General features: G+C 58.2%; 23 protein-coding genes and 1 pseudogene. 1 reads left to right on the forward strand and 23 read right to left on the reverse strand.

Translation table 11 applies throughout. From position 1 onward, the window contains the following. Window positions 1-553 precede the first annotated feature (553 nt). The 23 genes and pseudogenes from feoB to ACODSV_RS03170 all read right to left on the reverse strand — a co-directional run bounded on the left by feoB (window position 554) and on the right by ACODSV_RS03170 (window position 25280). A complete protein-coding gene (gene feoB, locus ACODSV_RS03060) occupies window positions 554-2383 on the reverse strand; it encodes a ferrous iron transporter B (RefSeq protein ID WP_489044848.1) in 1830 nt (609 codons plus the stop codon). Continuing rightward, complete coding sequence (locus ACODSV_RS03065; RefSeq protein WP_489044850.1) at window positions 2384-2623, reverse strand: FeoA family protein; 240 nt, start codon at window positions 2621-2623, stop codon at window positions 2384-2386. A gap of 295 nt (window positions 2624-2918) precedes the next feature. Further along, a pseudogene (locus tag ACODSV_RS03070) lies at window positions 2919-3056 on the reverse strand (group II intron maturase-specific domain-containing protein); the annotation flags it as partial. A gap of 6 nt (window positions 3057-3062) precedes the next feature. Beyond that, a complete protein-coding gene (gene ccmI / locus ACODSV_RS03075; RefSeq protein WP_489044852.1) occupies window positions 3063-4265 on the reverse strand; it encodes a c-type cytochrome biogenesis protein CcmI in 1203 nt (400 codons plus the stop codon). Beyond that, a complete protein-coding gene (locus tag ACODSV_RS03080) occupies window positions 4258-4731 on the reverse strand; it encodes a cytochrome c-type biogenesis protein (RefSeq protein ID WP_489044854.1) in 474 nt (157 codons plus the stop codon). The genes ccmI and ACODSV_RS03080 overlap by 8 nt, the downstream gene beginning before the upstream one ends. Beyond that, window positions 4728-5264: a DsbE family thiol:disulfide interchange protein gene (locus ACODSV_RS03085; RefSeq protein WP_489044856.1), complete on the reverse strand. Its 537-nt coding sequence runs from the start codon at window positions 5262-5264 to the stop codon at window positions 4728-4730. The genes ACODSV_RS03080 and ACODSV_RS03085 overlap by 4 nt, the downstream gene beginning before the upstream one ends. Further along, window positions 5261-7249, reverse strand: coding sequence for a heme lyase CcmF/NrfE family subunit (locus tag ACODSV_RS03090; protein WP_489044858.1), 1989 nt, complete (start codon window positions 7247-7249; stop codon window positions 5261-5263). The genes ACODSV_RS03085 and ACODSV_RS03090 overlap by 4 nt, the downstream gene beginning before the upstream one ends. Window positions 7250-7252: 3 nt before the next feature. Beyond that, entirely contained in the window at window positions 7253-7708 is a 456-nt protein-coding gene (gene ccmE / locus ACODSV_RS03095; RefSeq protein ID WP_489044860.1) for a cytochrome c maturation protein CcmE, read from the reverse strand. Continuing rightward, window positions 7705-7881: a heme exporter protein CcmD gene (ccmD, locus tag ACODSV_RS03100; RefSeq protein ID WP_489044862.1), complete on the reverse strand. Its 177-nt coding sequence runs from the start codon at window positions 7879-7881 to the stop codon at window positions 7705-7707. Before ccmD ends, ccmE begins: the two co-directional genes overlap by 4 nt. After that, window positions 7878-8633, reverse strand: coding sequence for a heme ABC transporter permease (locus tag ACODSV_RS03105; protein WP_489044864.1), 756 nt, complete (start codon window positions 8631-8633; stop codon window positions 7878-7880). The genes ccmD and ACODSV_RS03105 overlap by 4 nt, the downstream gene beginning before the upstream one ends. 841 nt (window positions 8634-9474) lie before the next feature. Continuing rightward, entirely contained in the window at window positions 9475-11058 is a 1584-nt protein-coding gene (locus ACODSV_RS03110) for an aldehyde dehydrogenase (NADP(+)) (RefSeq protein ID WP_489044866.1), read from the reverse strand. Between the two features lie 42 nt (window positions 11059-11100). After that, complete coding sequence (gene araD1, locus ACODSV_RS03115) at window positions 11101-12096, reverse strand: AraD1 family protein (RefSeq protein ID WP_489044868.1); 996 nt, start codon at window positions 12094-12096, stop codon at window positions 11101-11103. A gap of 53 nt (window positions 12097-12149) precedes the next feature. Beyond that, complete coding sequence (locus tag ACODSV_RS03120) at window positions 12150-13325, reverse strand: L-rhamnonate dehydratase (protein ID WP_489044870.1); 1176 nt, start codon at window positions 13323-13325, stop codon at window positions 12150-12152. A 252-nt stretch (window positions 13326-13577) separates the two neighbouring features. After that, window positions 13578-14849 carry an OprD family porin gene (locus ACODSV_RS03125; protein WP_489044872.1) on the reverse strand — a complete coding sequence of 424 codons (1272 nt, stop codon included), beginning with the start codon at window positions 14847-14849 and terminating at the stop codon, window positions 13578-13580. Between the two features lie 209 nt (window positions 14850-15058). After that, window positions 15059-16027, reverse strand: a complete 969-nt coding sequence (locus ACODSV_RS03130) for a c-type cytochrome (RefSeq protein ID WP_489044874.1) — start codon at window positions 16025-16027, stop codon at window positions 15059-15061. Between the two features lie 110 nt (window positions 16028-16137). Then, window positions 16138-17040, reverse strand: coding sequence for an SMP-30/gluconolactonase/LRE family protein (locus ACODSV_RS03135; protein ID WP_489044876.1), 903 nt, complete (start codon window positions 17038-17040; stop codon window positions 16138-16140). 3 nt (window positions 17041-17043) lie between these two features. Next, window positions 17044-18150, reverse strand: coding sequence for an ABC transporter substrate-binding protein (locus tag ACODSV_RS03140; RefSeq protein ID WP_489044878.1), 1107 nt, complete (start codon window positions 18148-18150; stop codon window positions 17044-17046). Window positions 18151-18221: 71 nt separating this feature from the next. Then, window positions 18222-19244 (reverse strand): ABC transporter permease, encoded by a 1023-nt coding sequence (locus ACODSV_RS03145; RefSeq protein WP_489044880.1) that lies wholly within the window; start codon window positions 19242-19244, stop codon window positions 18222-18224. 81 nt (window positions 19245-19325) lie between these two features. Beyond that, window positions 19326-20840: a sugar ABC transporter ATP-binding protein gene (locus ACODSV_RS03150; RefSeq protein WP_489044882.1), complete on the reverse strand. Its 1515-nt coding sequence runs from the start codon at window positions 20838-20840 to the stop codon at window positions 19326-19328. A 35-nt stretch (window positions 20841-20875) separates the two neighbouring features. Continuing rightward, window positions 20876-21832: an amidohydrolase family protein gene (locus tag ACODSV_RS03155; RefSeq protein ID WP_489044884.1), complete on the reverse strand. Its 957-nt coding sequence runs from the start codon at window positions 21830-21832 to the stop codon at window positions 20876-20878. 88 nt (window positions 21833-21920) lie between these two features. After that, window positions 21921-22847 carry a YncE family protein gene (locus ACODSV_RS03160; protein WP_489044886.1) on the reverse strand — a complete coding sequence of 309 codons (927 nt, stop codon included), beginning with the start codon at window positions 22845-22847 and terminating at the stop codon, window positions 21921-21923. A gap of 32 nt (window positions 22848-22879) precedes the next feature. Further along, a complete protein-coding gene (locus ACODSV_RS03165) occupies window positions 22880-24169 on the reverse strand; it encodes an MFS transporter (RefSeq protein WP_489044888.1) in 1290 nt (429 codons plus the stop codon). A gap of 58 nt (window positions 24170-24227) precedes the next feature. Continuing rightward, window positions 24228-25280, reverse strand: a complete 1053-nt coding sequence (locus ACODSV_RS03170; RefSeq protein WP_489044890.1) for a 4-hydroxythreonine-4-phosphate dehydrogenase PdxA — start codon at window positions 25278-25280, stop codon at window positions 24228-24230. A gap of 472 nt (window positions 25281-25752) precedes the next feature. Between ACODSV_RS03170 and ACODSV_RS03175 the strand changes: the two genes are divergently transcribed. Beyond that, complete coding sequence (locus ACODSV_RS03175) at window positions 25753-26715, forward strand: LysR family transcriptional regulator (protein WP_489044892.1); 963 nt, start codon at window positions 25753-25755, stop codon at window positions 26713-26715. The last annotated feature ends 6 nt before the right edge of the window (window positions 26716-26721 follow it).

Below are 26721 nucleotides of genomic sequence, written 5' to 3' on the forward strand. Positions count from 1 at the left end.
AGCCAGATTCAAGTCAAGCGCGCGATCAGACAAGCCTTTTCCGGTTTCGCTGGAAGATTAATCCCTGTGGTTCATCTCGTTCGTGTGATGGATGCCTTTGTTGCCAAGCTCGATCTCATACGGTTGGGGTTTGACAAGGCTGCGCCCAGAAACGCAGGCCGTGTGCTTACTTGAAGGACGTCGTCACGCGCCGACCGATGTAGCGGGCAAATGAGTCCGATCGGTGAGCACCCGGCTAACAAGCGCAGGTTGGTTTCGCTAGACGCTTAACAAAGGCTTTCATCAGTGAAGCAGTTTGAGAGTGGTGCGTTACATTACTTATTAATAGCCCGCAGGGTTGGGGAGCAGCAGCCATTTGGCTCAACCTCTTGGACTGTTGTGTGGTTCATCGTTCGCACCGGAATGCGTTGGGCGGGTTTGCAACTCGAGGAGCAAGAGCCACAGCCACTATTGCAACCTCCACTTCCGGACGGCGCCAAGCGTCGCCACAGGCTAATCACCGCGACAACCAGCAGCATAGCGATCACGCCGTATTGAACTACTAACCCCATTGTCATAAAGCTACCTCAGCTATTTGATAAGTCAGGAACGCAAGCGCATAAGCGACGGCGAACATGTAGCTGAACGCCAACACGACCTGCCCCCAACTGGCGGTCTCCTTGCGGATCACGGCAAGGGTCGACATACATTGCGGAGCGAAGGCGAACCAGACCATCAGAGATAACGCGCTGGCCAGCGGCACTTGAGCCGCCAAGGTATGGCTAAGGGAAGTGATATCGTCGGCGTTCGCCACCGAATACACCGTGGCCAGGGTGGCGACAGCAGTCTCGCGGGCGGCGAAAGCAGGAATTAACGCCAGAGTGATTTGCCAATTGAATCCCAATGGCGCGAACAGGTGCTGAAGCGCTTTGCCCAAATATCCGGCCAAGCTGTAATCAATCGCGGGATCGGTAGCGCCAACTGGCGGGTTCGGGAAGTTCGAGATGAACCACATGATGACGGTGAGTGCGAGAATGACTCCCGTCAGCTTCTTCAGAAATAGGTAACCACGCTCCCAAAGCTTCAATACGAGGTCACGTACGCGAGGTAGCCGGTAGGCCGGTAGTTCCATCATCAGCATAGGTTGCTGTATGGCTGTAGGTCTGAAGCGTTTGCAAATCCAGCCAACCGTCATTGCCCCGACGATACCCAAGATGTACAGGCCAAGCAACACGAGCCCCTGAAGCCCGAACAAGCCTGCTATACGAGTGTCGGGAATCACCGCGCCGATCAGAAGCGCGTATACCGGCAGCCGCGCCGAACAGGTCATCAGCGGTGCTACCAGTATAGTCGTGAGCCGATCGTACCGGTCGCTGATACTGCGCGCGCCGATGATACCGGGAATAGCGCAAGCAAAACTCGACAGTAATGGAATGAACGAGCGGCCAGTCAGGCCGACGGCACGCATCGGCCTATCTAGAATGAAGGCTGCGCGCGGTAGATAGCCAGACTCTTCCAATATGAAGATGAAAAAGAACAGCACCAGAATCTCGGGCATGAATCCAAGCACGGTTCCCAGTCCACTGATCAAGCCATCGCAAATCAACCCGCGCAATGGGCCATCAGGCAGATAGGTGGCCGCGAAGATGGCCAGCGCGCCGAAACTGTCGCCTATCCAGTCCGTGACAGGCTTGCCGATTAGATAGACTCCTTGGAACACCAGGAACATGATTGCAATCAGTGTCAACGGCCCTGCCACCGGGTGAATCATCCAGCGATCAATTACATCGACGCGATCATCTGATAGTTGAGGAGTTTTGACACACGCATCGAGGACTTCACGGACACGCGCGTGTAAGTCCGCCCCCTGTATAGGGGCCGGCGCGGGTTTGATGTCATCGCAACTATCAATGGCATTCAGCAACTGTCCGGCCCCATCGCGGCGAATGGCGACCGTTTCGATAACCGGCATCCCAAGCGCCGCCGACAGACTAGCAAGATCAATCCGGATACCTCGACGACGAGCTGCATCGGCCATGTTCAATACCAATACCGCCGGTAGTCCCAAGCCTTGCAACTCAAGCACGAAGCGCAGATGCAAGCGCAAGTTGGTGGCATCGACGACGCATAGCAGCAGTTCGGGGCGCTCTTCTCCTGGGTATTGGCCCTGCAGTACGTTCAAGGTGACCTGTTCGTCTTGGCTTACGGAAGCCAGGCTATAGGTACCTGGTAAATCCAGTACTCGGAATGTGCGCCCGGTGGCCGTGCGTGTGACCCCCTCCTTGCGCTCGACTGTGGCGCCAGCGTAGTTGGCAACCTTTTGTCTGGCCCCTGTTAGAAGATTGAACAGCGCCGTCTTTCCACAATTCGGATTACCGACTAAAGCCAAACGTAAACCAGGCATTCAGGCACTCACTTCGACAAGGATCATTTTGGCCTCATCGCGACGCAGCGCAAAGCGACTACCACCCACTTGGATAAGGACTGGATCGCCTCCCCAAGGTGCTCTTGCCACCACCGCTACGCACTCACCGGGAACGAAGCCAATATCCTGCAAACGCTGGCTAAGCGGATCATCTTCGCCGGATCGTTCCACATGGGTTACACACGCTTTTTGGCGGCTAGGCAGGTCACACAAACGCATAGTGATGTCCGATATAGATCGTAATGATTACTGTTTGCATGATGCTATGTCCCAGCCTGAGCAGTTACAAGCAAATGACAAACTCTTCATCTTTAGCTTGTCTGGCCAGCAACTGGGCGGAACGCGTAAGAAGGGGAAAAGCGGATGGGGGCCTGACCACATTAGATCGGCAGCCATTGACGGACGAAGTTTGAGTTGTTGCCTTGGTACATACACCTCTGATCCCCAACGCGCCGGCTTGCAGGCATACCCTATCGATTTTGGCTGTGCAGGACTTAGGCTAAGAATTTGCGCATGCCCCCGTAGAGGACAACTTCCATTGGTGCCAGATGATACAGCGAAGTTTATGTCGCACGCAGTCGCCCAGCTTCTGAAACGACCACTTGCTCTGCCTTAGCTTAAAGCAGCCAGCCCAACCGCGAACTACAGGGTTTTCCTGTTATTTGTCCGGACTGTCGATGGTCAGTGTTTGCTGCGCAGTGGTGTTGCTGGCCAGAGGCTGGCTGCGACCGATCCATTCGCCGGCAGTCGGTTGGCCGGCGCGGGAGATGCGCGCAACCAGTTGGACTTCAGGGAAGTTCGACAGTTTCAACTGCGGCATCATTGCATCGGCGTCGCCCAGCTCGACGGTCGCTGGCAAGTCGGCCACGGTCAGGCGCTTGGCGGCCAATGGCGCAGGAGGCCCTGCGGTGGCGCGAGCGAAGATGAATACGCTGTCGCCCGGCTGGACCTTGGCTTTCAGCTCTGGTGCCAGATCCACTCGCACCTTGAGCAGGGCCGCCACCTTGGCAGCGGGCGCCTGGGCCACCTTGCCACCGCTGGCTTCGAGTTTCTCGGTGGCCCGAGTGATGCCGCCTTGCAGCGCGGCCCGGGAACTGTCCTCCGGTGGCAGTTGCACCAGCAGGTGATTCCAGTAGTCGATGGCGTCCTGATAACGCTGACTTTCAAAGGCAGCAATACCGAGCAAGCCAAGGCTGGTGACTTCTTTCGGATCGGCTTTCAGTGCTTCATCGGTCAGGGCCTGAACCTTGTCCGACCACTTCTTGCCGTCGGCGAAGTACTGGGCCTGCGCCCATTGGCCCAGCAGCTCCGGCTGACGACCGGCCAGGTTCACCGTGCGTTCGAAGATCTTCGCCGCATCGCCAGGGCGATCCTGAGCCATGTACGTACGACCGAGGAAATACAGGCCTTCAGCCGAATCCGGCTGAGCCGCGACCGCACGCTCCAGGCGACGGGTCATCTCTTCCATCGACTGCGGCGCCTGAGAAAATTCGCGGGTCAGTTCAACCTTGTCGCTCGCCCCAAAATGCAGATACAGGCCAAGACCCAGCACCGGCACCAGAATCGCCGCCAGCAAGGGCCACGGTTTGCCCAGGCGGGACACGCGTGGCGCCTCGACGCCTTCAGTGTCGGCGAGCAACTCACGGGCGGCTTCGGCGCGACCGGTGTCCATTTGTGCGGCGTCCAGAACGCCTTCTTCCTGCTGAGTCTGCAACTCAGCCACGCGCTCCTGATACAGCGCGACGTTCAGGGCCGTACGATCCTCTTCAAGCTGAGCGCGGCGACCACGCAAAACAGGGATCAGCAGAAAACTCAGGGCCACCAGAAGTAGCAGACCTGCAGCGAGCCAGAAATCAATCATTCTTGGTTTTATCCAACAGGTGGTCAAGGCGCTCACGCTCCTCGGCGGAAAGCTCATCCTTGGTGTCAGCGCGTTGCACGCGACGACGGCGGATGATCACGGCGATGATCACAAAACCGCCCAGTAGCAGGCCGGCAGGGCCGAACCAGAGCAGTGCAGTCTTGGCGTTCAGGGCTGGTTTGTAGCGGACGAAATCACCGTAGCGATCGACCATGAAATCGATGATTTGCTGGTTGTCCTTGCCCTCGCCCAACATGCGAAAAATCTCTTTGCGCAGGTCGGCGGCGATCGGTGCGTTAGAGTCGGCGATGTCCTGGTTCTGGCACTTGGGACAGCGCAGCTCCTTGGTCAATTCACGAAAACGCTCACGGTCGCTTTCTTTGGCGAACTCGTAGGTGTCGATGGCCGCGTGAGCGACACCGGCCATGCTCAAGCCTAAAACGACGGCGGCGATCCAACGCTTCATGGCTTGACCTCATCGACCAGCGCCTGATACTTGGCCGCCAGTTTTTCGCGCCAGACCTGCTCGTCGATCACGCCGACGAACTTGTCGCGGATGATGCCCTTGGCATCGATGAAGAACGTCTCTGGCGCGCCATACACACCGAGATTCAGGCCCAGGGTGCCTTCGTCGTCGCGAATGTCCAGTTGGTACGGGTTGTGGAATTCGCTCAGCCACTTCAAGGCGTCGGCGTTGACGTCCTTGTAGTTGATTCCGTAGATGACCACGCCCTTCTCCGCCAGTTTGTTCAGCACCGGGTGCTCGACCCGGCAGGAAATGCACCAGGTGCCCCATACGTTGACCAATGCCGGTTTACCGAGGATGTCGGCGCGGGTCAGGGTCTTGTCGCCCTGCACCGCCGGCAGGGAAAACTCCGGGAACGGCTTGTTGATCATGGCCGAAGGCAACTCGGCCGGGTCCAGGTACAGACCGCGATAAAGGAACACGGCGACCACCAGAAAGATCGCCAGTGGCAACAGCATCAACCAACGTCTCATGCAGTGGCTCCCGTCATGCCCAGTGCTTCGCGCACGCGGCTTTTCACTTTGACTCGATAACGCCGATCCAGCGCCGCCAGCAATCCGCCGAAACCGGTCAGCAGACCGCCGAACCAGATCCAACGCACGAACGGCTTGACGTGCACGCGCACGGCCCAGGCGCCATCGCCCAGCGGCTCGCCCAGGGCGACGTAAAGGTCGCGGGTGAATCCGGCGTCGATCCCGGCTTCGGTCATCACCGAGTTCTGCACGGTGTAGAGGCGTTTTTCCGGGTGCAGCACGCTGACTTCCTTGCCGTCGCGGATCACCCGGATGGTGCCCTTGTCGGACGTAAAGTTCGGACCTTCGAAGTGCTTGGCGCCTTCGAACACGAAGTGGTAACCGGCCAGGTCCATGGACTCGCCCGGCGCCAGACGCAAATCGCGCTCGGCACTGTTCTGGCTCGACAGCACGACACCGAGGGCACACACGGCGATGCCGAGGTGAGCGACCTGCATGCCCCAATAACTGCGGGTCAGGGTCGGCAGGCCTTTGATCAGGCCTTTGTGGCGAGTCTTGTCGAAGATGTCACGCATACCGGCCAGCAACACCCAGGCCGCGAGCATGAACGTCGCGATCACCGCCCAGTTGAAATCGCCATAAGCAACACCCGCTACCACGGCCAACGCGGCACTGCCGAGCAACACCGGGGTCAGCATGCTCAACAGCCATTTGACCGGGGTGTCTTTCCAGCGCACGAGCATGCCGATCGCCATCACCACCATCAGCAACGCCATCAATGGAATGAACAGCGCGTTGAAATACGGTGGGCCGACCGACAGCTTGGCGCCGGTCATCGCATCCAGAATCAGCGGGTACAAGGTGCCCAGCAGGATCATCGAAGCCGCCACCACCAGCACCAGGTTGTTGCCCAGCAGCAGGGTTTCCCGGGACCAGAGGTTGAAGCCGACCTGGCTCTTGACCACCGGTGCGCGCAGGGCGAACAGGGTCAGCGAACCACCGACCACAAACAGCAGGAAAATCAGGATGAACACGCCGCGCTCAGGGTCGGAGGCAAAGGCGTGCACCGAAGTCAGTACGCCGGAACGCACCAGGAATGTCCCGAGCAGGCTCAGCGAGAACGCGGCGATAGCCAGCAACACGGTCCAGCTCTTGAACACGCCACGTTTTTCCGTGACCGCCAGCGAGTGAATCAACGCCGTGCCCACCAGCCAAGGCATGAAGGACGCGTTTTCCACCGGGTCCCAGAACCACCAGCCGCCCCAGCCGAGTTCGTAGTACGCCCACCACGAACCGAGCGTGATGCCGATACCGAGGAAGGCCCAGGCGACGATGGTCCACGGACGCGACCAGCGTGCCCACGCTGCATCAAGTCGACCGCCGAGCAGCGCGGCGATGGCGAAGGCGAAAGCCACGGAGAAGCCGACATAACCCATGTACAGCATCGGTGGATGCACGATCAGGCCGATGTCTTGCAGCAGTGGATTGAGGTCACGACCGTCTGCCGGAATCTGCGGCAGGATCCGCGCGAACGGGTTGGACGTGAGGATCAGGAACAGCAGGAAACCCGTGCTGATCATGCCCATCACCGCCAGCACGCGAGCCAGCATCACTTGCGGCAACTGCCGGGAGAACACCGACACCGCGAAGGTCCAGCCGCCGAGTATCAACGCCCACAGCAGCAACGACCCTTCGTGCGCGCCCCACACCGCGCTGAACTTGTAGTACCACGGCAACGCGCTGTTGGAGTTGCTGGCGACGTAGGCGACAGAGAAATCGTCGGCCATGAAGGCGTAAGTCAGGCAACCGAAGGAAAACAGCAGCAACGCGAATTGCCCCCAGGCGGCCGGTTGGGCGAGGCTCATCCACAAGCGGTCACCGCGCCAGGCACCCAACAACGGCACCACGGCCTGAACCAGCGCGAAGCACAGCGCCAGAATCATGGCCAGATGGCCCAGTTCGGGAATGAAGATGGTGGAAGTCATGGATCAACCCTCCTTCGCAGGTGTTGGAGCGGTTTGACCACTGTCTTTGAGGGCCTTGGTCACTTCCGGCGGCATGTATTTCTCGTCGTGCTTGGCCAGCACTTCATCGGCCACCACCACGCCGTCGGTGTTGAGCTTGCCCAGGGCGACGATGCCCTGCCCTTCGCGGAACAGGTCCGGCAGGATACCGCGGTAGCTGATGGTGACGGACTTGTTGAAGTCGGTGACCACGAATTTGACGTCCAGGGAATCGTTGGAACGTTGCAGCGAACCCTTCTCGACCATGCCGCCCGCGCGGATACGCGTGTCTTGCGGAGCTTCGCCGTTGGCGATCTGGGTCGGGGTGTAAAACAGATTGATGTTTTGCTGCAGGGCGCTCAGGGCCAGGCCGACGGCAGCGCCGACACCGACCAGGATCGCGAGAATGATGATAAGACGCTTTTTACGCAGCGGATTCACTTGCCGTTCTCCCAGCGCAGACGACGCGCCTCTTGTTGCAGATACCGCTTGCGGGCCAGGATCGGCGCTGCCACGTTGAGGGCCAGCACTGCCAGGCAGATGCCATAGGCTGACCAGACATACAGGCCATGATGGCCCATGGCGATGAAGTCGCCGAATGAAGCAAAACTCATCGAACGGCCTCCAGGCTGTTTTCCACTTCGGCCTTGACCCAACTGGCCCGTGCTTCGCGCTTGAGCACTTCGAGGCGCATGCGCAGCAGCAACACCGCGCCGAAGAAACAGTAGAACCCCAGCGCCGTCAGCAGCAGTGGCAGCCACATCTCGGCGGGCATCGCCGGTTTCTCGGTTAGAGTGAAGGTGGCGCCCTGGTGCAGGGTGTTCCACCACTCCACCGAGTACTTGATGATCGGGATGTTGATCACGCCGACAATTGCCAGCACCGCGCAGGCCTTGGCGGCACTGTCACGATTGCTGATGGCGTTGCCCAGCGCAATAAGACCGAAGTACAGGAACAGCAGAATCAGCATGGACGTCAGGCGCGCATCCCAGACCCACCAAGAACCCCAGGTCGGTTTGCCCCAGATCGCGCCGGTGACCAGCGCCACGGCGGTCATCCACGCGCCGATGGGCGCCGCGCATTGCAGGGCGACGTCGGCCAGCTTCATCTTCCACACTAGCCCGACGATGCCGCACACGGCCAGCATCACGTAGATGGATTGCGCCAGCATGGCGGCCGGAACGTGGATATAGATGATGCGAAAGCTGTTGCCCTGTTGGTAGTCCGGTGGCGCGAAGGCCAGGCCCCAGACCACGCCAACGCCAATCAGCAGCAACGCCGCGACGCTCAGCCATGGCAGCAGTTTGCCGCTGATGCCGTAAAACCATTTGGGTGAGCCGAGCTTATGAAACCAGGTCCAGTTCATTACTGTTTCCATCACGGTTGCTCTTCGCTATGAAGAAAAAAGGCCGTTACCCAGAGAACCCAGTGGAATACAGGCGAGGATGATGGCGAGACGGCGAGATATAGAGCTCAACAAGTTGACCTCCCACTGTTACTGATCAGCAATCCGCTCCAACGACTGAGGAGCCAGCCCTGTAGACCCGGCCCTTCTTGTGGCTGCAGGACCGAAAGCCAAAAAATTTACGCACAAACGCAATCTTTAAGACTCTGCACGCCGGGTTGAATGTTGATATACAGCTTTGGGTTTGACTATGAATCGGTGCTATGGCGTATGAAGTTGCTCACACATCGACCTTTCAACAGCAGTCGCTCATTGCGATGCCACGATCAGGATTTCAGCAGACCACGAATAAAAAGAAGGGGCATCAGAAAGTAAGAGTTGGATGCCCCTCCGAAAGAAAATGTTTTATCAGCTGTTCTGAACACTACTCAAGTTGATCTTTCGGCTCAAATAGTACCCATTGTTGACACCATCTTGCGAGACACTCCTAGCTATAGAGCTCGTGGCAATTTTGTTAAACACCGATTGTTCAAGAATTAGAAACCGCTATGGCTGATCCATCTGACAAGCGACAGAAAATCATCGAACTGATCTGCTACGACACTAGCGACACTGTCACACCCGCGATTCAAAACCCACACGAAACGGCCATCAACGGACCTATCAACCACTGCGCAAGGCAGGGAAAACGTGGTCTGCGGGCCATCGTCAAACGTCAGCGTTCGAGCTGACGCTCGATGACGGCCAAAGGTCATGATCGACTCAGAAGACCCGTTACTATTGAAACTTCAGCAAACACACCTCAGCCTAAATGTGCCAAGGTACTCACTCCATCCACTAGCCGTTGAATCCCCAGCGGATTGGCATTCTGTAGCGCCTCGGGCAACAACGCATCCGGGTAATTCTGGAAGCACACCGGCCGCAGGAAACGGTCGATTGCTAGCGTCCCGACCGACGTCCCGCGTGAATCGGACGTTGCCGGGTACGGCCCGCCATGCACCATCGCTTCACACACTTCGACCCCGGTCGGATAGCCATTGAGCAATATCCGCCCTACCTTTTCCTGCAGCAACTCAGCCAGCCAGCGGTACTCCAGCAATTCATCGGACTCGCCAATCAGCGTCGCCGTCAGTTGCCCGCGCAGACCGTGCAGCGCCTCCGCCATCTGGGCCCAATCTTCAACTTCAATGACGATGGTGGTCGGCCCGAAGACTTCTTCCTGCAACAGTTCGTCGCCCTTGAGCAGCAGGCTGACATCGGCTTTGAACACCTGAGGTTGCGCCTGATTACCCTGTTGCGACTGACCCGCCAGGTGCGTCAGCCCCGGGTGTTCGTGCAGTTCACCCAAACCCCGGCTGTAGCTGACCAACGCGCCAGCATTGAGCATGGTCTGCGCCGGTTGCTCGATCATGTTGGCGCAAAAGGTTTCCAAAAACAGACTGAACTGTGGCGAGCGCAGCCCGATGACCAAGCCCGGATTGGTACAGAACTGACCGCAACCCAGCGTCACCGAACCCGCCAGTTGCGCAGCGATCTGCTCACCACGCACCGCAAGCGCTTCGGGCAACAGGAACACCGGGTTGATGCTCGACATCTCGGCAAACACCGGAATCGGCTGCGGCCGGGTCGCGGCCATGTGACTCAGGGCATTGCCACCCTTGAGCGAACCGGTGAAGCCGACAGCCTGAATCGCCGGGTGCTTGACCAGCCACTCGCCGACGCCCCCGCCATAAATCATGTTGAACACGCCGGCCGGCATACCGGTGCGTTCGGCGGCGCGGATGATCGCGTCCGCCACCCACTCGGCGGTGGCCATGTGACCGCTGTGGGCCTTGAACACCACCGGACAACCGGCGGCCAGGGCCGACGCGGTATCGCCACCCGCGGTGGAAAACGCCAGCGGAAAATTGCTGGCGCCGAACACCGCCACCGGCCCCAATGCGATGCGATACTGGCGCAAATCCGGACGCGGCAATGGCTGGCGATCCGGCAACGCGCGATCAATCCGTGCGCCGTAGAAATCACCACGGCGCAGGACTTTGGCGAACAAGCGCATCTGGCCGCTGGTGCGACCGCGCTCCCCCTGAATACGTCCAGCGGGCAACGCGGTTTCGCGGCACACGGTGGCGACAAAATCATCGCCCAATGCATCGATTTCATCCGCGATGGCATCAAGGAACAACGCACGCTTTTCCGCACTTAGGTTACGGTAGATCGGATACGCAGCAGCGGCAGCTTTGGCCGCAGCATCCACTTCGGCTTCGGTGGCCTGGAAGAAAGTACCGGGCAATGCGTCACCGGTGGTGGCATCCAGACTTTGCATCTGCAGCGTGCCATTGGCACTGCGGCCGCCACCGATGTAGTTGTGTCCAAGCAGGGTTGTCATGACTGATTCCTTGACCCGAAAAGCTCACCAGATATTGAAGGTTTAAAGCGCGCGAATCTGGCCGATGGCCAATGGCTGGGCGCTTTCGCCGATACCGTTTTCCAGCGGTGCGCCGAACTCGTCGAGGCTGATCTGGAAGCGATCGCCCGGCTGGGTTTTCACCCCGTCGGCAAACGACAGCGTGGCGGTGCCGAAGTAATGCACGTGGACATCGCCCGGACGTAAAAACTGCGCGTATTTGAAGTGATGGAATTCAAGATTGGCGAGGCTGTGGCACATGTTGTCTTCGCCGCTGAGAAATTCTTTTTCCCAGAGCGTTTCGCCGTTGCGTTTGATCCGGCTGGTACCGGCCAGATGCTTGGGCAACTCACCGACACGTAGCTCCGGACCGTAGGCGCAGAAACGCAGCTTCGAATGGGCGAGGTACAGGTAATTGCGCCGTTCCATCACATGGTCGGAAAACTCGTTGCCCAACGCATAACCGACGCGATACGGCTGGCCGTCGTCGCCAATCACATACAGCCCAGTCAACTCTGGCTCTTCACCGGCGTCTTCGGCAAACGGCGGCACCGGGAAGTCCGCGCCGGGGCGCACGACGATGCTGCCGTCACCTTTGTAGAACCATTCCGGTTGTGCACCGACCTGCCCAGCCGCCGGCTTGCCACCCTCCAGGCCCCATTTGAAAATGCGCATGGTGTCGGTCATGCCGGCGTCCACGTCACCTTCCTGCTGGTGCATTTTGTCCCGCGCCGAGGCGCTGCCCAAATGGGTCAGGCCGGTGCCGCTGATCAGGCAATGCGCCGGGTCTTCATGGTCTAACGGTGGCAAGACTCTGCCCGACTGCAACAGCTGGGTGTAATCAGGGCCGGGCTCGGTGCCGCGCAGGGCCACTTCTTCTTGCAGGCTGCGTTGGGCGCGGATTGCCGCGAGAGCCAGTTCACGGGTGCTGCGGGTGTCTTTCAGCACCTGGACCTGTGAGCCTTCGACGAGGCCGACCTGGCGTTCACCGGCAGTGTTTTCAAATTGAATCAGGCGCATGACGGCCCTCCAGAAAGTCGTGGATGGCGCCGCCCGTAAGCGGCACCTCAAGCTCACTCGATGATGTTGAAGTCGCTCAGGTACTCATCGGAGATTTCCAGGCCCAGACCCGGCTTGTTGTCATCGAGCTGGATGTAGCCGTTGACCGGTTGTGGCTCGCCCTTGAACACGTAGTAGAAGAGTTCGTTGCCGACTTCGACGTCGAACACCGGGAAGAACTCGGCCATCGGCGAGGCAGTGCTGGCCATGGTCAGGTGGTAGTTGTGCATCTGCCCGGCGTGAGGAATTACCGGTACCGACCAGGCTTCGGCCATGGCGTTGATCTTGCGCGCGGCGGTGATGCCGCCGACGCGGTTGGTGTCGTACTGGATCACATCGACGGCGCGGCGTTCCAGCAGGTCTTTGAAGCCGTAGGAGGTGAACTCATGTTCGCCGCCGGAGATCGGCATGATCCCCATTTTTTTCAGCTCGATGTAACCCTCGATGTCATCGGCGATTACCGGTTCTTCGAGCCAGCGAGGTTCGAACTCAGCCAGTTTCGGCAACATGCGACGGGCATATTCCAGGGTCCAGCCCATGTAGCACTCGAGCATGATGTCGATGTCAGGACCGGCCAGATTACGCAACGCGCGCACTTGCTCGATGTTCTTGCGCATACCCGCCGGGCCGTCTTTCGGGCCATAGCCGAAGCGCATTTTCAGCGCGGTGAAACCCTGGTTCAAATAGCCCTGGGCTTCTTCGAGGAACAGGTCGAGGTTGTCGTTGGCATAGAGCTTGGAGGCGTAAGTCCAGATCTTTTCCTTGGTGCGGCCACCGAGCAGTTTGAACACAGGCTTGTTGACCGCTTTTCCCATGATGTCCCAGAGGGCGATGTCGATTGCCGAAATCGCCGCCATGCCGATGCCTTTACGGCCCCAGGCGTGGCTTTGGCGGTACATCTTCTGCCAGATGTATTCGTTGTCGAACGGGTCTTCGCCAATCGCAATCGGCGCCAGATAGGTGTCGATGATTTCTTTGGCCACACGCGGTGCCAGGGCACAGTTGCCGATACCGACAAGACCGGTGTCGGTCTCGACTTCAACCACCAGCCAGCCGTGGAAACGGAACGAGCCCATGGCGTCGCCACGCTCGAAGAGGATGTCGCTGGCGTTGGTGCAGAAGTGCGCTTGAGGGGGGACGACTTTGCCTTTCCACTCGAAAACGCGAGTACGGATTGCTTTGATTTTCATGAATACAGTTCCTTCACTGTGGTCAGTTGAATTGAGTCGAGTACTGGCTGCTCGCCTTGACGAAGTTGCGCTCTTTTGATGGTCTGACTTTATCTGCGGTGTACCGACCTGGATAATCACTTATGCTTATCCAGCGATAACCTGTAGTAATTCCTTTGCGAAAATGCCAAACCATGGGTTATAGACAAATAGGCACTATCAGATCGTCCCCCCTTCCTCTTGAGAAAAAGGGAGGCACAGAAGCCCGTTCGATCAGAGCAGCGAGATCGGGTAGTTGAAGATCAGGCGGTTCTCGTTAAAACCGTCGTTGCTGAAATCGTGACGCAGGCTGGTGTTGCGCCATGTCACCGAGAGGTTCTTGAAGGTGCCGCTTTGCACGACATAGGCCAGTTCGGCATCTCGAGTACTTTCCTCACCGTCGGTGATGGCGCCGACATGTACATTGTCACCGTGGATATAGCGGTTCATCAGGGTCAGACCAGGAATCCCAATGGCGGCAAAGTTGTAGTCGTAGCGCACTTGCCAGGAGTGCTCCTGAGCGTTGTCGAAGCTGGCGTTGAAGCTGTCGTTGCCCAGGCTGCCGCCGCTGGTGCCGTTGACGCGCATCCACTTGCCGTCGCCAGTCAGTTTTTGCAGGCCAACGTAAAAGGTACTGCCGCCAATCTTCGCGGAGAACAGGCCCGAGTAAACCTTGTTGTCGAGTTTTCCGGCGAGAGCGCTGCCGTCATCGTTGTCCTGGAAGTAACCGAGGTTGGCGCCCAGGGTCCAGTCACCGATTGGCTGGCTGTGCACCAGGTTGACGAACTGCTGGTTATAGATGTTTTCGAGCTCGGCATTCCACAAGCCGATCTGGGTACGATCCTGGTTGAAGCGGTATTCGCCGCCAGCGAAGTTGAAGCGATCCGACTGCGCTGCGCCGACGCCCATGTCTTCCATACTTGCGTCGTTCCGCAGGCTGGTGCCACGGAACTGGCCGCCATAAAGGGTCAGGCCGGCGATCTCTTTAGAAGTGATCTGGGCGCCTTGGAAGGTCTGCGGCAATGAACGTCCGTCATCAGCTCTGAGGACCGGCAGCACCGGACGCCATTCACCTACCTTCAGCTCCGTGTTCGACAATTTGACCTTACCGGCGACAGCCAGGCGACCGAAATCATCGGCCGGACGGCCGTCGTCATGGATAGGCAACAGGCCCGTACCGCTTGTGCCTTTGCCTCCGTCTAGCTTGAGCGCGCCCAAGCCCAGAACATCCACACCAAAGCCGACTGTACCCTGGGTGAAACCGGAGCGCGCATCGAGGATTAAGCTCTGGGTCCATTCCACCGCCTGATTCTGCGGATGGGAAGGGTCGATGAAGTCGCGGTTCATGTAGAAGTTGCGCAGCCCAAGATCAACCTTGGCGTCTTCTACAAAACCATGCTCTTCGGCCAGCGCCGATGACGCGCAGATAGCCAGCGCCAAGCCGAGAGCGACGCTCGACAGTACGGGTTTCGGGAAGTCATCCGCTACGGTTACGGGGTAAGACATTATTGTTGTGCTCCCATCTTTTTATTGGACAAAGCCGTCCCCCTTCAGGCGGTGAAGCCCGATGACGTGATGTACCGAAGGGGTCAGGCAAGTTGATCGACCGAAGTCGGCCGTTAATCACGCAGCCACTTGCATGGAGCGTAAAAAGCGTTAAGCAGCTCGGATGGATCGCCCGCTAAATAACGGGCGGCCGCTCATGTTCGCCAGCTTCACTGCGACCCATGGGGAAATGGCCCGAAACGTGCCAGACGATAGCCCTCAGGGTCAGCAGGGAAATGCTCTGGAATGGCAAATCCTGCTGGTCGGAACGCCGGATTGGGGTAAAGGCCGGTCCGCTGGGGAACATGCCGGCGCGGCAACTCACTGTTAATGTAAGCCGCGATATCGTATGCCTCGTCTATCTTCAGCTGTGGAGCAGAAGCACTACTTCCAAAAGGCATGTTGGCGTAGATGAAACGGGTGAGCAGCGGCACCATGTACATATGCCCGCTATCGTCGTAAGTGTCATCTCCGGCGATAGGCGGGAAAAGATAGCCGCCACCTTTGGCGAAGTCGGGCGCTGGCGTGCCTTCACCTTTAACGCCATGACATTGGGTGCAATGCGCGGCGAACAGTCCCTGCCCCTGCTTGGGGTCGGCAGCGCGATCTGGCATGACAATTGGCAACAAGCCGGTGCCCGTCATGGCCATGCCCGGCTTAGCCTGGTCACCCAACCAATGCAGGTAAGCGACAATGGCCTGCATTTCAGGCTTTTGTGCCGTTAGTTCGACTTCGCCTTTGCCAAACATCCCGGCAATCCGCTGTTCCAACGAAATAACCTTCATGCTCTTCGGATCCAGCTTGGGGTATTCGTTAACGGCATTAACCAGTGGCAGTGCATAGGGTTTGCTGCCCGGCAAACCGGAAGGCCCAGCCTCGTGACAGTTGGTGCAGTTGAGGTTATTACGCGAATAACGCTTGCTGTGATCCTCCGCGAGCGGCCCGGTCAACTGAGTGGTCTGCTGCATCAGCTTCATGCCATAACGAATCATCTCGCCCTCGGCACCCTGCGGAATAGTGTCCATCTGCGGAACGGCCCAGGGTTGCACCGGACGCGATGCAAAGCGCTGGAACAATGCAGCCGCCTGCTTGGTATCTGGCATGCTGCCAGGGATCAAGGCAGGCAATTCATCAGCCATGCATGGCATGGCTATCAGGCCGCAAAAAAGCCCTGGCCAAAGGGCGCATTTAAGGAAATCTCTAATCATGGTTGGTCCTCTTATTATTGTCGTTCAGCATGGATGGCACATCAGATCCGGCATCCCCGAGTGTTCAGCGTGATGGCGTAGAGCGAAGTGGATGCCGTGATGAACAAACGGTTGCCTTCAGCGCCCCCAAAGGTGCAATTGGAGACTTTCTCCGGCACCAGGATCTTGCCCAACAGACATCCATCGGGGGCATAGACCTGGATGCTGTCCTGCGAGCTGACGTACAACCAGCCCTGCTGATCGACGCGAAATCCATCGGGCAATCCTGGTTCGATCACTGCAAACAAACGGTCATTGACCAGACGCCGACCGTCGAGCACATCGAACACACGGATGTGATGGCAACCGTCTGCGGCATGGGATGCCGAGGTATCCGAAACGTAGAGCAATGTCTCGTCAGGTGAGAAAGCCAGGCCATTGGGTTTCTCGAAGTCATTGGCCACCCGGCTCAGCTCATTGCTCAGAGGATCGAAGCGGTACACATGGCAACCGTCCTGCTCGCTTTCGGCCCGATAACCTTCACGATCACTCATGATTCCGTAGGCCGGGTCGCTGAACCAGATGCTGCCATCGGACTTGACCACCAGATCATTCGGGGAATTGAGCCGGGCGCCTTGATAGCGGTCGACCAGTACCTCCACCCGGCCGTCGCGCTCGGTGCGCGAAATGCAGCGCCGGCCGTGCTCGCAAGTGACCAAACGCCCCTCACCGTCGCGGTAGTTACCGTTGCTGAAATGCGCTGGCTGACGGAATACGCCGAGGCCATCTTCAGCCGACCAACGCAGCATGCGGTTGTTGGGAATATCGCTCCAGACCACGCAACTATGTTCACCGATCCAGACCGGGCCCTCTCCCCACTCCGCCCCCGTGCAAAGCTGCTCAAGGAGACTGTCCGGGTTCAGGATGCGCTGCAGCCTCGGGTCGAGTATCTCGATGTCTTTCATGACTCAATGCTTCCAGATCTTGCTGTAAGCCGCGGCGTAGCCATTGTCGGGGTCGAAGGTGTTGCGTTCCCCACCGTCGAACTCTACGTTCTGCTGTGTGACCAAGTGCACCGCGGTTACATAGCCGCTTGGCTGCTCGCCGGCGAAGGCGCGGTTCAGTTCGTCAATCAGCTGCCAACCATGCAGGTTGAGCGGCTCGGGTACGGTCGCCGCCTGATAGCGAGATTTTCGGATACGCTGGAACGCCGACTCACTGCCATCTCCTGCCGACAAGCTGAACGGTGGCTGATCAGGTTTGCGCCCCAATCGACTTAGGGATGGGCCGATGAAGTCGAAATACAGGTCATTGATGCCCAGCGCGTAGTTCCACTTATCGCCATAACGCTGCAGCAGCGAGGTGGTCAGTTGTGGCATGCGCGTCGAGGTTTCTGCCAATGGCGTGTCCTGCACTTCCAGCAACGTGCAGCCGGAGCATTGCTTGATCACTTCAGCCATGGCGTCCGACTTAGCAGTGGCTACGGTGTACAACGAGTCGGTGAAGATCACTACGCCGGCCTTGCCGTCGGATTGCGCCACGGCGTAATAAGCCGCAATTTTGGCCACCTCGTTCGGGTCGGTGGTGACATTGACGAACAGTCCCTCGGCAGGCATTGGGCCAGCTCCTGGCCCGGCATGCCAGCCCACCATCGGGATGTTTGCCGCACGGACCTTGCTGATGGCAGCAGCCTGTTCATGGGCATCGAAGCCGCCAAGGATGACGCCATCAGGCTTCAGCGCGAGGGCCTGGTTCAGCGCAGCCGTGCGCCCGGAAATGCTGCCCTGGCCGTCCAGCACACGCAGTTTCCAGCCAATCGCCTTGGCAGCTTCCTCCACACCTTCACTGACGCCCAGCACGCCGCTGTTGCGCAGGTCCGAGGCAATAAACAGTATCTGCTTATTGGCTTGAGCGGCCGGACCACTAATTGGCCCGCTCCAGTGGTGCCAAGGCTGCGTTGCATCGGCGACCCGCTGCTTGGCCTGTTCGACGAAATCATCGGCAAACGCCGACGTCATTACTGAGAGGGCAAACAGCCCAGAGACCAGGGCACGGCTGAAAATAGGCAAAGTCATAACGTTCTACTCCGGCAGGTGGAATATATAAACTGGAGGTTGCTGACGCGCGCCAGTCGAGGCGCGCCAAATCATTTCTCGGCGCTAGACGTATTGCGCACACGTGTGCGTCGACGACCCGCATAACCAGCAATACCGATTGCCAGCAACAAGGTGACGCCATTGAACAGTGGCTCGACGAAGAAGGCCCCGCCCAATTGCTGGATGCCCGCGATACCCACGGCCAAGACACCCACACCAATTAACGTGCCCCAGACATTGACCCGTCCTGGACGAATGGTAGTGGAGCCGAGAAAAGCACCGACCAGTGCTGGCAACAGAAACTCCAGACCTACGCTGGCCTGGCCTATTTGCAACTTGGAAGCCAGCAGAACGCCAGCCACCGCAGTCAGCAGGCCCGAGCCCATGAAGGCGCCGACTACATAACGGCGGGCAGGAATACCGTTCAATTCGGCCGCGCGCGGGTTTGCGCCGATGGCATAGAGAAACCGACCGATAGGCAGAAATTCGGTCACCACCCACAGCACCAGCGCCAGGCCCATGACGTAAAAGGCACAGACCGGCAAACCAAACAGTGTGGCGCCGTTGAGCTGGATAAAACCGTCGGGCAACTCGCCGAACACCTGGCGTCCACCGCTGTGCCATAGCGCCAGGGCATAGATCACCGTGCCAGTGCCGAGCGTGGCGATAAACGAGTCGATTTTCGCCATTTCCACCAGCAGGCCATTCAGGAAACCGAACAGCAGGCCAGCGGCCAAGACCACCAAGACCGCAGCAGGCCAGGAAAAGCCGTAGCGGGTTTGCAAACTGATCACCAGGATGTGCCAGAGCACAATGCCGTAGCCGACGGTCAAATCGATCTTGTTCGTCAGCATGGGGATCATCGCCGCAAGGGCGAGGATAGCGATGATCACCTTGTCGCTGAGGATCGAGTTAAGGTTAAGCAATGTAGGAAAGGTATCCGGCAGCAGCACGGAGAAGAACAGGATCAGCAACAGCATCAATACCGGCATACCGTAAACCGGCAATAGGCGAGAAAAGTCCCGGGACAGCACGCTCGGATTTATCACCGGAGCGGGGTTATCAGTTTTCATGGCAATCCTTCTATTGTTATTGGCATTTACAAAGGGCTGAGGCGCTCGGCCAGATAAAGCCAGCCCACCATTCAACGAACGTCAGTGGCCTCCTGGTTCACTGGCGGAGGCAAACTGCAGCAGACTGTTGACCGACAACTGATCCTTGCCGAGGCTGGCAACCACTTTCGCGCGACTGAATACCAGCGCCCGATGGGCAATGTTGGCCACCTCCTCGAAGTCGGTGGAAATCAGCAGCACTGCCAGGCCTTGCTCCAGCGCACACTGGATCAACCGGTAAATATCGGCCTTGGCGCCCACGTCCACCCCAGCCGTCGGTTCCTCGAGAATCAACAAGCGATCGGTGATCTTCAGCCAACGCGCCATCACCACCTTTTGCTGATTTCCACCACTGAGGGTTTCAACTGGACACTCGGTTTCGTTAGGGCGTACTCCAAAGCGACGAACCAGCTCGTCCGCTTGTTGCCGCTCGCCCTGTGGATCAATCCAGCCGAAGAGTCCGCGACCACTGGCCACGGGATTCAGGTAGAGGTTTTCACGCACTGACATTGGCATCGTAAGTGACTCGCCACAGCGATCACCGGCGACCAGGCCGAGGCCACGCCGCATGGCCGCCTGAGGGGATGCCGGACGCAGCAGCGCGCCATCAAGCAGGACTTGACCAGCCTCTATGGGGTGCAGACCGAACAAGGCGCGACCGATCAACTCCTGCCCCGCACCACGCAAACCGGCCAGCGCGAGGATCTCGCCAGCATGCAAATCAAAGGACAACCCGCACACCGGACCGGACTGCAAGTCCCGCACCTGCAGCACTAGCGGGCCATTGCTCACCGGAGCGGCCAGATAGAGCTGTTCAGGCTCACGACCGACAATCTGTCGCACCAGGTCCTGCGGGTCGGTATTACTGATAGCTTTGCTGCACACCAACTGGCCGTCACGCATCACTGCCACCTGATCGGCTACACGAAAAATCTCGTCCAACCGGTGGGATACATAAATCATCCCCACACCGCGCTCGCGCAACCGCTTGAGTACCTCAAATAGACGCTCGGAATCGTCCGCCGGCAGGCTCGCTGTCGGCTCGTCAAGGACCAATAATTCGGCGTTCATGGCCAGCGCCCGGGCGATGGCGATCAGGGATTTTTGAGTACGCTCCAGCTCACCGACAGGCGTGTCAGGATCGATACTGCCATCCACCAACGCCAACGCCTCGCGCGCCTTGCGCCGCACCTGAGCCCAGTCGATCAGGCCAAGACGGCGAGCAAAACCGCAACTGAACGCAATATTTTCGGCAGCGCTAAGCGAGTCGATCAGTCCAAGATCCTGATGGATGAAGGCAATACCGTGGCGGTCCGCCTCACTCTCGATCGGCCGTCCCTTGAACAGGATGCGACCGCCGTCCAGACCATGTACTCCCGCGAGCATTTTGATCAGAGTGGATTTACCCGCGCCATTCTCACCAAGCAGGGCCAGTACGCTGCCGGCCTCCACCTGCAGGCTGACATTATTGACTGCCAGGGTTCTGCCAAAACGTTTGCTGACATTTTCGTAATACAGGAGCGGCAAGCCGCTAGACCGCAGTGATTCACTGATCATTTTCTTATTTTCCTTATTCTGAATTTTACATCCCGCTACAGCGCAATCCGGTAAAAACGCTGGGCGTTTCGCCAGAAGAAAGCCTCGCGCTGTACTTCGTCGTAACCCTCGAGCATGGCATCCATGGCCCGCACCAACTGGTCATAGCCAATCCGTAAACCGGCCACCGGAAAGTTACTGGCAAACAGGCAACGCTCGATGCCGAACAGCTCCAGGGTTTCGCGCACCACCGCGCGGTTGCCTTCCAACGTCCAGGGTTGATCACGCAACCCCAGCTCGGACACTTTCACCCAGACATTCGGCTGCGCCGCCAGCGCGCGCATGCCACTGCGCCAGCCTTCAAGACCGGCGGCGCTACGGTCCCAGGGAAACCCCATATGGTTGAGCACTATCCGCACCTCGGGAAAAGCCGCCGCAACCTCCGCGGCCTCAGCCAGATGCCAGTAAGGCACGCGCAAGTCCCAGCTCAGTCCGTATTTGGCCAGTAGAGCGAAACCACGCAACCATGCCGGGTCCTGCATGCTGCCCGGCTGGCCACGCACACTGGCAGCCAGCTCGGGGCTGGTCGCTGTGAGCGGCTTGCTGCGGATACCCCGCAGCAGCGGGTAGTCCAGGTGACGGTTGAGAATCTCCTCGCAGTTGTCGTGGTGAAACCAGACATGCGCCACTACCGCATTGGGAAAGCCAAACCGCGCATGTTGCTCGTGTACCCAACGGGTCTCCGCGACCTGAAAGCCACGATCATGCTCAGCCTCACAGTGCACCGTAGCCAGTACCCGGTGTCCTGCGCTGTCGGCGAGATAGTCCTGCGCCAGATAGTTGCGCCGCAGCGCGCTGTAATCACCCAGAAAGAACGCCGGGTCCGCAGGGCCTTGTAGCCAAGGGTAACAATGACTGTCCAGATCCCATAAGTGGTGGTGAGCGTCGATAAGGGTGATGGGAGATGCGCTCCCAACCTCCAAACCCAAGCGCTCGTGCAGACTGCATGGCATTTCATTGTCCCCTGCGAGTGCTGTTGTCCGACCTACAACAGCGCAACGAAAAATTCGTCACTGCGGTCATGGCTTTTTCCTTCCCGGCTCAGCGAACGATGACCTGGGAAACATCCGGCTCCAGCAGGGTTTCGAAGTAGCGCTCGAAGGTCCAGTTCTCCAAATTGAGCATGCCGACTCGCTGATCCTTGAGCGTGACGAACGCCAGATCGCGGGTCGGGTGCAGGCTCATGGCGATAGCCGCGCTGTCCAGTTCGATACGGCGGACTTCCTGCAGATCCGCGCTGAACACCGAGATCGACTGTTCGCCGTAGTTGGTCACAAAGAGGCGATCCTGGCGATCACGGTAGATCCGCGTCGGGTCCGTGCCGGTTCGGCCGCGATGGGTCACCTGCAGGGTCTCCACATCGATGGCGACGATGCTGTTATCGCCACGGGTGGTCACGTAAAGCGTGCGCTCGTCCTGGCTGAAGCAGTTGCCCTCCGGCTGACTGCCGGGCTGTAGCGGCAGCGGTGCGACGGTCGGATCCTGGGGCTTGAGGCGGGTCACGGTGTTGCTCAACAGATTGAGCGCAAAGCCCGTTTCACCGTCGCGAGTCAGTGCCACCAGGTGACTCTTGTAGCCACCAGAAGGAATTGCCCGGTCAGGCACATCACGCAGGTGCGGTTGGTCGAAAATCAGCAGGGTCGAATGCCCTTCGCTGAGCACGTAGAGACGGTCCTGTTGGTCCATCGCCAAACCGTGCGGACGAAAATACGGCCAGATATCCAGGGTGCGCACGTGCTCACCCTTCTCCAGATCGATGACAAATACCGAACAGCCGCCCTCGCCTTTGTGGCTGGAAGTCTCGATGCCGTAATGGCCGACATAGGCAAAGCGGTTGTGCGAGTCGACGACGAACTCGTGGGGGAAGTCCGGCAGGCGAATGTGCTTGATGGCCTCACCACTGGCGACGTCGTAGAAGCTGAAGGTATGGGCGCATTTCTGCACCAGCAAGAGAATTTCCTGACTCATGGTTTGACTCCTCAATTTGTTATTGGCAGGTATCAGGCGTGGGCTTTTTCGCATTTGGCCGGCAGGAGCCACGCCAGCAATGCAGCCAGTGCCACCGATAGCGCCAGACTGTAGACACCGACACTCTGGTCATACTGGCTGATCAGAACGCCTACGATGTAAGGTCCGCAGAAGCCGCCCAAGTTACCCAGGGCATTGATCAGACCGCGTGCACCTCCGGCCGCTTCGGCACTGAACAGCTTCGCTGGAATGGTCCAGAACACCCCGGCTGCCGACTGCAGAAAGACCCCACAACCGACCAAGGCAGCAAAGGACCACCAGATGTGTTCCCGCAGAGTGACGGAGAGCAGAAGGCACAGCGCGAAGCACGCCAGCGGCACGACGATGAAGACTTTTCGCTTGCCGCTGCGATCAGATAGGTTGGAGAACAGCAGCATGCCGAACATGGCCCCCAGATACGGCAGGATGGCCAACATGCCCACCATGCCCATGCCGCTGTGGGTCAACTCTTTCAGGATGGTCGGCAACCACAAGGTGTAACCATAAATGCCCGCCTGATAGAAGAAATTCAGCGCGATCAGATGCCACATGGTTCTGTCGCCCAGTATGGTTTTCAGCGAAACGCTCTCGACCTGCTTGCCTTGGATAGCACGCTGTTCTTCGCGCAATGTCGTGACCAGATAGTCCTGCTCTTCTCTGGAAATCCATTTCGCCTCTTGCGGACGGTTACTGACCGTCAGCGACCACAACACCATCACCACTGCCGACAGCAGTCCTTCGATGATGAACAGCATGCGCCAGTCCAACGTGGAGATGATCCAGCCTGATAAAGGAGCGGTGATGATCCCGGCCAACGGAACGAACATGATCACGATGGCATTGGCACGCCCGCGCTCCTTGTCCGGGAACCAATTACTGATCATTGTCAGCACCACCGGCAGCATGCCACCTTCGGCCACGCCCAGGGCAAAGCGCAGGAACAGCAGTTGATAGTGATTGGTAACTAGACCGGTCAATATCGAAATGACGGCCCAGGCCAACAATGACCAGCCAATAAATTTCTTGCCGCTGCCGTGCACGGCCAGCTTTCCACCGGGCACCTGTAGAAACAGATAACCGATAAAGAAAATGCCACCGGCCAATCCCATCATGCTGGCAGTAATACCTAACTCAGTCCCCATACCTCCGGGCATGGCAAAGGCAATGTTGATCCTGTCCATGTAGGAGATGATGCAGGTGATCAATATAGGCGGGATAACCCTGAGCCAACGACTATTAGGAATTGCCCGACTATCTGAGGCGGCAAGCGTGGTGGTGTTCATCAACAGTTACCTTTTATTGTTTTAGCGGATCAATGGAGCATTACGCTGCGCTTTCGGTTTAATGCCGGGCACTCCCCATCCGACAGGCGATTTCGAAAGCTTGGCGAATGGCTCCGACATTGGCCTTGCCCTGGCCTGCTATATCAAAAGCGGTTCCGTGCGCCGGCGTGGTGATAGGGATCGGTAATCCACCCTGCACCGTCACGCCACGGGAGAACCCCATCAACTTGATCGCGATCTGCCCTTGGTCGTGGTACATGGTCACCACCGCATCAAAGGCTCTGGCATCGCCTTGAACCTTGAGAAAAATGGTGTCGGCCGGATAAGGGCCATCGGCGTCGATGCCCTGCTCCCGTGCGGTCTTCACCGCAGGGCCAATGATGTCGAGTTCCTCGCGACCGAAACTGCCGTTGTCACCGTTGTGTGGGTTGAGGCCACAAACGCCGATACGCGGTTTGGCAAGGCCGTTACGCTTGAGCGCCGTGTCGATAAGCTCGATGGCTTCCACGACCCGGGCCTGAGAGAGCATTCCCGGAACCTCGGCGAGTGCCACATGAGAGGTCACTCGCGAAGTCCAGAGGTTTTCTAGCACGTTGAACTCGCAGAACGGCCCGTGGAAATCCAGGTACTCGGCGAACCAATGCAGCTCGTCGCTATGGGTCATGCCCGCCATATGCAACGAGGTCTTGTTCAACGGGCCAAACAGCAGTGCGTCAGTGAACCCCTGCTGAGTCAGGCGCAAACCTGTTTCCAGAGTGTCCAGACAGTACTGACCACCGATAGCACTGGCCTCGGAACGCGGGAATTCGCCCTGCGCTGCGCCGCGGTATTGATAGAACAGCGGGGTGTCATCACTGAAGTCCAAGGTCTCCAGTGAATCGATGGTGCGATAGGGAAAGGTGCAACCGGCGATGTGCATACCAAGGCACATCTGCGCCTCGTCGGCGATCAACAACAGATGGGCTTTGGACCGCACGTCCGGCTCGGCGAGCAAGCGGGCGATCAGTTCCGGACCGATACCCGCCGGGTCACCCAGGACCAGGGCGATCTTTGGTTTGTACGATTGCAGGTCGTCTGACAGCTCGCGCTGATCAGCACTTGAATGGGCCATGACGCACACCTCAGCCTTTGTTTTTATAGTTAAGGCGAATGAAGGCATAACTGCTTTCCCGCCTCCCGGTAGGACGAACTATCGGAGAACAGGCGATAACCGTCTAATCAAAGATTCTGATAGGGTGATCACCTCAGGATATAACCGAAAAACTAACTACTTGCCCCTAACCTGCGCTAGGTAGCTCGCCCCCATAAAAGGTCCCATCTCCACCTTCTGCTGCCTGCAATGAATCTATTTCTAGGCTCTGACATAACCACTGGCTATCACCATATTTATTTTTTTGACTAGACGCTTGATGCATAGCCCCACACACTTACTAGCTGCAAGACGCAGTACTACCTTGCAAGTGCAATAGGATTTTTCGGTGCCATTCAATTTTGATGATGGAACGATGGCTGCCTGAAGCAACTACTGGCAGCGCCGGAGATTTCTTTCACACTTTCCGCCTCCTCATTGCCGAGACGAACTCATGACCCAAATCCCCGATGCCAGCGTGATCCACAGCCGTTTACGCCTGCGCCAATTGCGGTTGATGCTCGCCTTGGAGGAGTTTGGTTCTCTACGCCGTGCTGCCGAAAATATCGGCATGACCCAACCAGCAGCGACCAAAATGTTGCATGAGGCCGAGGGAGTACTCGGTATCGAACTGTTCGAGCGCTTATCTCGTGGCATGCGCCCCACACCGTTCGGAGAAACAGTTACGTACTACGCTCGTATGATTTTCGCGGAGCTCAGTGGCATGCGTGAAGAGTTGGTTGCGCTGGAGTCCGGCAATCTGGGTCGTGTCACCGTCGGGGCCATTCCAGCCTTGGCCTCGGGCTTGCTGACGCGGACTATTGCAACCTTAAAGAAAAGCCATCCACGACTGTCCATGAGCATTCAGGTCGACACCAGCGACATACTGGTGAACGCATTGCTTCAGGATCAGCTGGACCTGGTTCTAGGAAGGATTCCACCGGGAGCGCGGGCCGAAGAGTTGCTCTTCGAAAGCCTTGGCGAAGAGCAACTATGCGTCATTGCAGGCGCGCAAAACCCCTTGGCACAAGCCACTCAATTGACTTGGGGGGAACTGCAGAACATGACCTGGGTTTTGCAACAACAACCCAGCCCAATGCGCACTATTATTAACCAGGTCTTTCACAACGCGCGGGTTGATGTCCCCTGCAGCATCGTCGAAACCACGTCGATCATGACCCTACTGTCGCTGATCCAAAAGACCGACATGCTCGGCGTAACACCGCTCTCCGTGGTCGAAGACTACCCGGGGCGCCACTTGCTGGCGATACTGCCGATCAATTTCGAACCGCGCCTGCCGCCATTCGGTCTGATCACTCGTCGGCATCGAATTATGTCCTCAGCAATGCAAGCCTTCATCAACACCGTAAAAGCTGAACATCAGCTGAAAATATCCACAATCGGATCAGACACATAACCAAGC

It is taken from the genome of Pseudomonas sp. FG86, from assembly GCF_057808775.1.